The following is a 6,575-nucleotide window of genomic DNA, read 5'->3' on the forward strand; positions in this document are numbered from 1 at the left end:
CCCACCACCGCAAAGGAGCACGTGATGAGGTTGAGAATGGTCGCTGTCGCGGCGGCCGCGAGCCTGCTGGCCCTGACGGCGTGCGGCGGCGGCGACGCCGAGGACGGCCCGGCGACGCTGCGGATGACGATCTGGTCCTCCAGCCCCGACCACCTGGCCCTGCTCAACGGCATCGCCGACGAGTACCGGAAGAGCCATCCGGACGTCACCGCGATCACGTTCGACTCGCTCCCGCTGGAGAACTACACGACGACGCTCACCACCCAGCTCGCCGGCGGCAACGCGCCCGACCTGGCCTGGGTGCTGGAGAGCTCGGCCCCGGACTTCGTGCGGTCCGGAGCGCTCGTCCCGCTCGAGGACACGCTGCGCGCGGCGTCGGACTACGACTACGACGACCTGCAGCCGAGCACGACGAAACTCTGGACCGCCGACGACCACCTCTACGCGTACCCGTTCTCCACCTCGCCGTTCGGCGTGTTCGTCAACACCGACCTGGTGAAAAAAGCCGGGCAGCGGACCCCGGCCGAGCTGATCAAGGCCGGCACCTGGACCTGGGACGCGGCGTTCGCGCTCGGTTCGGCGGTGCAGTCGAAGGCCGGGAAGGCCGGGCTGGTCGTCCGCGACTTCGACTACAAGACGTGGGACAACCTGGCGACGGTGTGGGGCGGCTGGGGCGCCGAGGCCTGGAGCGCGGACGGCAAGACCTGCGGCTTCGACAAACCCGAGATGGTCGCCGCGATGACCGCGCTGCACGAGGCGATCTTCACCGCGAAAGCGCTGCCGGGCCCGGGCACCGCGCCGGACTTCTTCGCCGGCGACGCCGCGATGACGATCACCCAGATCAGCCGCGCGTCCCTGCTCAAGGACCAGACGTTCGGCTGGGACCTGGTGCCGCTGCCGGCCGGACCGGCCGGCGAGTACAGCGTGATCGGCCAGGCCGGCATCGGCGTGCTGAAGAAGTCCGCGCACGTCGACGCGGCCACCGACTTCCTCGCGTTCCTCACCGACCCGGCCAACTCGACGAAGCTCGCCCGGTTCTTCCCGCCGCCGCGCAAGTCCCAGCTGAACACCGAGACCCTCGCGGCCGGCAACCCGCTGCTCGAACCCGAACAGTTGCAGGCGGTCGTGATCGACGGGATCGACTCCGGCACGGTGAAGCCGAGCCACGTCGGCTCGGCCGAGATCGGTCAGCAGGTGCGCTCGGCGCTGGACCCGCTGTGGAAGCCCGGCGCGGACGTCCGCGCGGTGCTCGGCTCGGTGTGCGCGGCGATCGCGCCGCTGCTCAAGCAATGAAACAGCGCGATCACCTCGTCGGGTACCTGTTCGTCGCGCCCCAGCTGATCGGCAGCGTCGTGTTCGTCTTCGTGCCGCTCGGGCTGGTGGTCTGGTACAGCCTGCACGAGTGGAACGTGCTCGCGGACTCGTTCTCGTTCGTGGGTACCGAGAACTACGCGGCGCTCGTCGACGACCCGCGGCTGCCCGGAGTGCTGCGCGCGACCGGCCTGTTCTCGGTCGGGCTCGTCGTGGTGAACCTCGGGCTGGCGCTGCTGCTCGCGGTGCTGCTCAACCAGAGGCTGCGCGGCACGATCGTGTTCCGGACGCTGTTCTTCTCGCCGGTCGTGGTGTCGCTCGTCGCGTGGACGATCGTCTGGGGCTTCCTGCTCCAGGACGACGGCGGCATCAACGGCCTGCTGCGGCTGACCGGGATCGACGGTCCGAACTGGCTGCGCGGCGACGGCACCGCGATGGGCGCGGTCGTCCTGGTCCAGGTGTTCAAGAACGTGGGGCTGAACATGGTGCTGTTCCTGGCCGCGCTGCAGGGCGTCCCGGCGCAGCTGTACGAGGCCGCGACGATCGACGGAGCCGGGGCCTGGACCCGGTTCCGCCGGATCACGCTGCCGATGATCAGCCCCACCGTGCTGCTGACGTCGATCATCACGGTGGTCGGGTCGCTGCAGGTGTTCGCGCAGATCGCGGTGCTGACGCAGGGCGGCCCGGGCACGTCGACCACCGTGCTCGTCTACTACCTGTACCAGCAGGCGTTCCAGTTCCACCACTTCGGCTACGGGTCGGCGCTGTCGGTGCTGCTGTTCGCGATCGTGCTCGTGCTGACCCTGGTCCAGTGGCGGATGCGGCGGCGGTGGGTGCTCGATGAGACGTAACTGGCTCTACGGGCCGCTCTGCCTGCTGGCCGTCCCGTTCCTGTTCCCGACGTGGTGGATGGTCACGTCGTCGTTCAAGCCGGTGCGCGAGATCTTCGCCTTCCCCCCGGCGCTCTGGCCGGGCTCACCGACCCTCGAGGCCTACGAGCGGGTGTTCGCACTGCAGCCGTTCGCGCAGCAGTACTGGAACAGCCTGTACATCGCGGTCGTCGTCACGGCCGGGACGCTCGTGGTGTCGTCGCTGGCCGGGTACGCGTTCGCGCGGATCCCGTTCCGCGGGGCGAACGTGCTGTTCGTGGTGATCCTGACCGGGCTGCTCATCCCGAGCGAGGTGACGATCGTCCCGCTGTTCCAGCTGTTCTTGACGCTGGGCCTGACGAACACGCACTGGCCGCTGATCCTGGTGCCGATCTTCGGGGCCCCGAGCGTGCTGGCGACGTTCATCATGCGCCAGTTCTTCCTCGCGCTGCCGCGTGAGCTCGAGGAGGCCGCCCGCGTCGACGGGCTCGGCCGGTTCGGGACGTACCTGCGGATCGGGTTGCCGCTGGCCCGGCCGGCGCTCGGCGCGGTCGCGATCTTCACGTTCCTGCACAGCTGGAACCTGTACCTGGAGCCGATCGTGTACCTGACCACGCCGTCGACGTTCACGCTGCCGCAGGCGCTGACGCAGTACGTCGACGCGTACGGCGGGCCGATGTGGAACGTGCAGCTGGCGGCGGCCTCGCTGACCGCGATCCCGGTGCTGGCGGTGTTCGTCGCCGCGCAACGCCAGTTCGTGGAGGGGCTCGCGCACACCGGCCTGAAAGGGTGAGCGTCACGCCTCCGCGGCGGCGGCGCGGATCGCGTCGGCCAGCGCCGACACCGCGCCGCCCGGCGGGCCAGCACGGTGCGGCGGACCTCCTCCGCGCCGCCGCGCACCGGCACGAACCGCACGCCGGCCGGTGCGCCCCCGGCCAGCGCGGCCGGCGCGGTCGTGATGCCGCACCCGGCCGCGACCAGCTGCAGCTTCGCCAGCCAGTCCCGGGCGGTGTGCGCGATCACCGGCCGCTCGTCCAGGCCCGGCCACACGCCCAGCCCGTCCCCGGCCGGCCCGGCGATCCACCGCTGCCCGCGCAGGTCGGCCGGCTCGAGCGCGTCCCGGGCGGCGAGCGGGTGGTCGGGGCCGACGGCGACGCACAGCACCCGCTCGCTCAGCGTCTCGACGACGAACGGCGGGGACTCGGCGTCGAACGGCCGGAACGGTGGGAGCGCGGCGAGCACGGCCAGGTCGAGGGTGCCCGAGCGCAGCGCACGCACGAGCACCGGCGTCGTGCCCTCGCGTGTCGTCACGGTGATCGCCGGCTGCGACCGGCGCAGCGCCGCCACCGCCCGCGGCGCCAGCGACGCACCCGCGCTGGGGTACCAGCCCAGCCGCACCGCGCCCGCCCGGGGCGGCAGCCCGGCCAGTTCCCGCTCGGTGGCCGCCACCCGGTCGAGCACCGCCGAGGCGTGCCGCAGCAGGATCCGCCCGGCCCCGGTGAGCAGCACCCCGTCCCGCCGTCGCTCCAGCAGCTCGACGCCGGCGGCGCGTTCGAGCACCGCGATCTGGCGCGACACCGCGGACTGGGTGTAGCCGAGCGCCGCGGCCGCGGCGGTCAGCGTGCCCCGCGCGGCGACCTCCGCGAACACCCGCAGGGTTCCGGTCGGTACCGAGGACAGGTCCATGCGGTCCAGGAATACCACCGGTGCGTAACTCGCGTTGGCCGCATGGCCGCCACCCGCCCTAGCGTCGAGGGCATGAGAGCGTGGCGACTCGACGGGACCCTGACCTTCGGCGACGTGCCCGACCCGGAGCCGCCGGACGGCGCGGTCGTGGTGCGCCTGCACGCGGCACCGGTCCTGAGCTACCTCCGGGAGTACGTGGCCGGGAAACTCGGCCACTACCACCCGCCCACCGGCCCGTTCACGCCCGGCACCAGCGGGGTGGGCGTCGTCGAACGGGTCGGCCGGGGGGTGTTCACGCTGACCCCGGGGCAGCCGGTGCTGGTCACCGGCAACTACACCGCGGCCGAGAACGTGCCCGAGCCCGCGCGGGGCCTGATCGGCCTCACGTCCGAGTTCGCCGCGGTGCGCGACACGTGGCGGGACGGGACGCTCGCCGAGAAGGTCGTCGCGCCGGCCCCGACCGTGACCCCGGTGCCCGCCGGGCTCGGCGACGTCGTCGCGGTCACGCGCTGCCTCGTCCCGTACGGCGGCCTGCTGCGCGGGCGGCTCGCGCCGGGCGAGACCGTCGTGGTCAACGGGGCCACCGGTGCGTTCGGCTCGGCCGGCGTCCAAGTCGCGACGGCCCTCGGTGCCCGCCGGGTGGTCGCGGCCGGGCGCAACCCCGCGGTCCTGGCGCGCCTCGCGGCGCGGGAGCGGGTGGTGCCGGTCCGGCTCACCGGCTCCGTTCCCGCCGATGCCGACGCGCTGCGCGCGGCCGCCGGTGGCCCGGTCGACCTCGCGCTCGACCTCGTCGGCGGCGCCACCACCCCGGACAGCACGCTCGCCGCGCTCGCCGCACTGCGACGGGCCGGCCGCCTCGTGCTGATGGGCAGCACGAGCGCCCCGCTGCCGCTCGACTACACCGCCCTGATGCTCGCCGGCACCGAGGTCATCGGGAACTTCATGTACCCCGACGACGCCCCGGCGCGCCTGCTGAACCTGGTGTCGGCCGCCCTGCTCGACCTCGCCGCGCTCCCGGTCGCGTCGTTCCCGCTGGCCGACCTGCCGGCGGCGATGGACGCGGCCGCCGAACCGGGCGCGCCGCTCGTCGTCGTCACGATGTGACCCGCGGCGCCGGGAAGCACGACGGCCCGGTCGCGGCCCCGTCGCGACCGACCGCCGCCGGCCGCGCTCCGCCCCCGCTCCGACCGCACGAGGTCGGCCGCCGGGCGGATGTCGAGGTGCGCAGCGCCCGCGCGCCGAGCACCACCTGCGGCCGGCCGGCGAGTGCGAGTCGGCGCGCAGGCCGGTCGCGCGCGTCGGCCGGGCCGACCGCTCCCACCGGGCGCGGGATGAGCATCGTGACGGCCGCCGCCGAGGTCGCCCACAGCACACTGACGCCGTCGAACGCCGCGATCAGCGCCGCACCGGCCGCCCGGTGGCCTGCACCCCGCCGGTGGTCACGGTGCGGGCTCGCCCGCCAGTACCCGCTTGAGGACCTTGCCGCCGGCGTTGCGGGGCAGCTCGGCGAGGAACACCACCTCACCCGGCACCTTGAAGTTCGCCAGGCGCTCCCGGCAGAACGCGATCAGCGCCTCCGGGGTCGGCGCGGTACCGGGGCGCGCGACGACGTGGGCGCGGCCGGCGGCGCCGAGCCGCTCGTCCGGCACGCCGACGACCGCGGCCTCGACGACGTCGGGATGCTCGGCGAGCACGTTCTCCACCTCGGCCGGGTACACGTTGAACCCGCCGACGATGTACATGTCCTTGATCCGGCCGGTGATCGTGACGCACCCGTGCTCGTCCTTGCGGCCCTGGTCGCCGGTGTGCAGCCAGCCGTCGGGGTCGATCGCGGCGGCCGTCGCCTCCGGATCCTCGAAGTAGCCGAGCATCACGTTCGCGCCGCGGATGCGGATCTCGCCGTCGGCGCCGGTGGGTCGTTCGGTGCCGTCCGGCGCGACGATCCGGATCTCGAGCCCGGCCACGGCCGGGCCGGTGGTCTCGGCGATGTGCGCGAGGTCCTCGTCCGGGCGGGACTGGGTCGCGACGACGCACTCGGTGAGCCCGTAGGCCTGCGCGACCCGGTCGAAGCCGAGGACCTCGCGCATGGTCGTGAACAGGTTCTCGGGGACCGACGCGGCGCCGGCGATCGAGAAGCGCAGGCTCGAGAGGTCGTGGTCCCCGCGGCTCGGGTGGTTGACCAGGGTCGTGAAGATCGTGGGTGCGCCCGGGAGCACGGTGATGCGTTCGCGTTCGATCAGGGCGAGCACCGCCGCGGGGTCGAAGGTCGGCACCGGGTGGATCGTGGCGCCGCCGGTGATCGCGGCGACGATGCCGGCCTTGTAGCCGAAGCTGTGGAAGAACGGGTTGACGATCGCGTACCGGTCGGCCGGGCTCAGCGCGGCGCCGCGTGCCCAGACGGCGGCGACGCTGAGCGTCTGGCGGTGGCTGCTCAGAACGCCCTTCGGGGCGCCGGTCGTGCCTGAGGTGAAGAGCACGTCGCAGATGGTGTCCGGCGTGACGCCGGTGGTCGCGGCCTCCACGTCGGCCGGTGGCACGGTGGTGCCCGCGGCGAGGAAGTCGTCCCACCCGACGGCCCCGTCCGGGACCTCGGGCCCCAGCTCGACGACCAGCCGCAGGTGCGGCAACCCCGCGACCGGCCCGGCCGACCGCGGCGGACGCCCGCCGGTGCTCCGGGCCGCCGCGGCTCCGGCCCCGGCGGCCCGGGCC

The 6,575-nt window shown here is 73.7% G+C and carries 5 protein-coding genes and 1 pseudogene; 4 read left to right on the forward strand and 2 right to left on the reverse strand.

Going from position 1 to position 6,575, the window contains the following annotated elements; translation table 11 throughout:
• Positions 1 to 24: 24 nt before the first annotated feature.
• From ABD437_RS15430 to ABD437_RS15440, 3 genes are read left to right on the forward strand one after another with little or no spacing between them, the layout of a single operon-like run.
• Complete coding sequence (locus ABD437_RS15430; protein WP_344649526.1) at positions 25 to 1,293, forward strand: ABC transporter substrate-binding protein; 1,269 nt, start codon at positions 25 to 27, stop codon at positions 1,291 to 1,293.
• Positions 1,290 to 2,162: a carbohydrate ABC transporter permease gene (locus tag ABD437_RS15435; protein WP_344649527.1), complete on the forward strand. Its 873-nt coding sequence runs from the start codon at positions 1,290 to 1,292 to the stop codon at positions 2,160 to 2,162. The genes ABD437_RS15430 and ABD437_RS15435 overlap by 4 nt, the downstream gene beginning before the upstream one ends.
• Complete coding sequence (locus ABD437_RS15440; protein WP_344649528.1) at positions 2,152 to 2,973, forward strand: carbohydrate ABC transporter permease; 822 nt, start codon at positions 2,152 to 2,154, stop codon at positions 2,971 to 2,973. The genes ABD437_RS15435 and ABD437_RS15440 overlap by 11 nt, the downstream gene beginning before the upstream one ends.
• A gap of 62 nt (positions 2,974 to 3,035) precedes the next feature.
• Here ABD437_RS15440 and ABD437_RS15445 read toward each other — a convergent pair.
• Positions 3,036 to 3,866 (reverse strand): annotated as a pseudogene (locus ABD437_RS15445) (LysR family transcriptional regulator); the annotation flags it as partial.
• A gap of 72 nt (positions 3,867 to 3,938) precedes the next feature.
• Here ABD437_RS15445 and ABD437_RS15450 point away from each other — a divergent pair.
• On the forward strand, positions 3,939 to 4,970 hold the full coding sequence (locus ABD437_RS15450) for a zinc-binding dehydrogenase (protein ID WP_344649529.1): 1,032 nt from the start codon (positions 3,939 to 3,941) through the stop codon (positions 4,968 to 4,970).
• A gap of 335 nt (positions 4,971 to 5,305) precedes the next feature.
• On the opposite strand, the gene ABD437_RS15455 is transcribed toward ABD437_RS15450, so the two are convergent.
• A partial coding sequence (locus ABD437_RS15455; protein ID WP_344649530.1) for an AMP-binding protein occupies positions 5,306 to 6,575 on the reverse strand: 1,270 nt, incomplete at its 5' end.

This window comes from Cryptosporangium japonicum, from assembly GCF_039524755.1.
Classification (GTDB): Bacteria; Actinomycetota; Actinomycetes; order Mycobacteriales; family Cryptosporangiaceae; genus Cryptosporangium; species Cryptosporangium japonicum.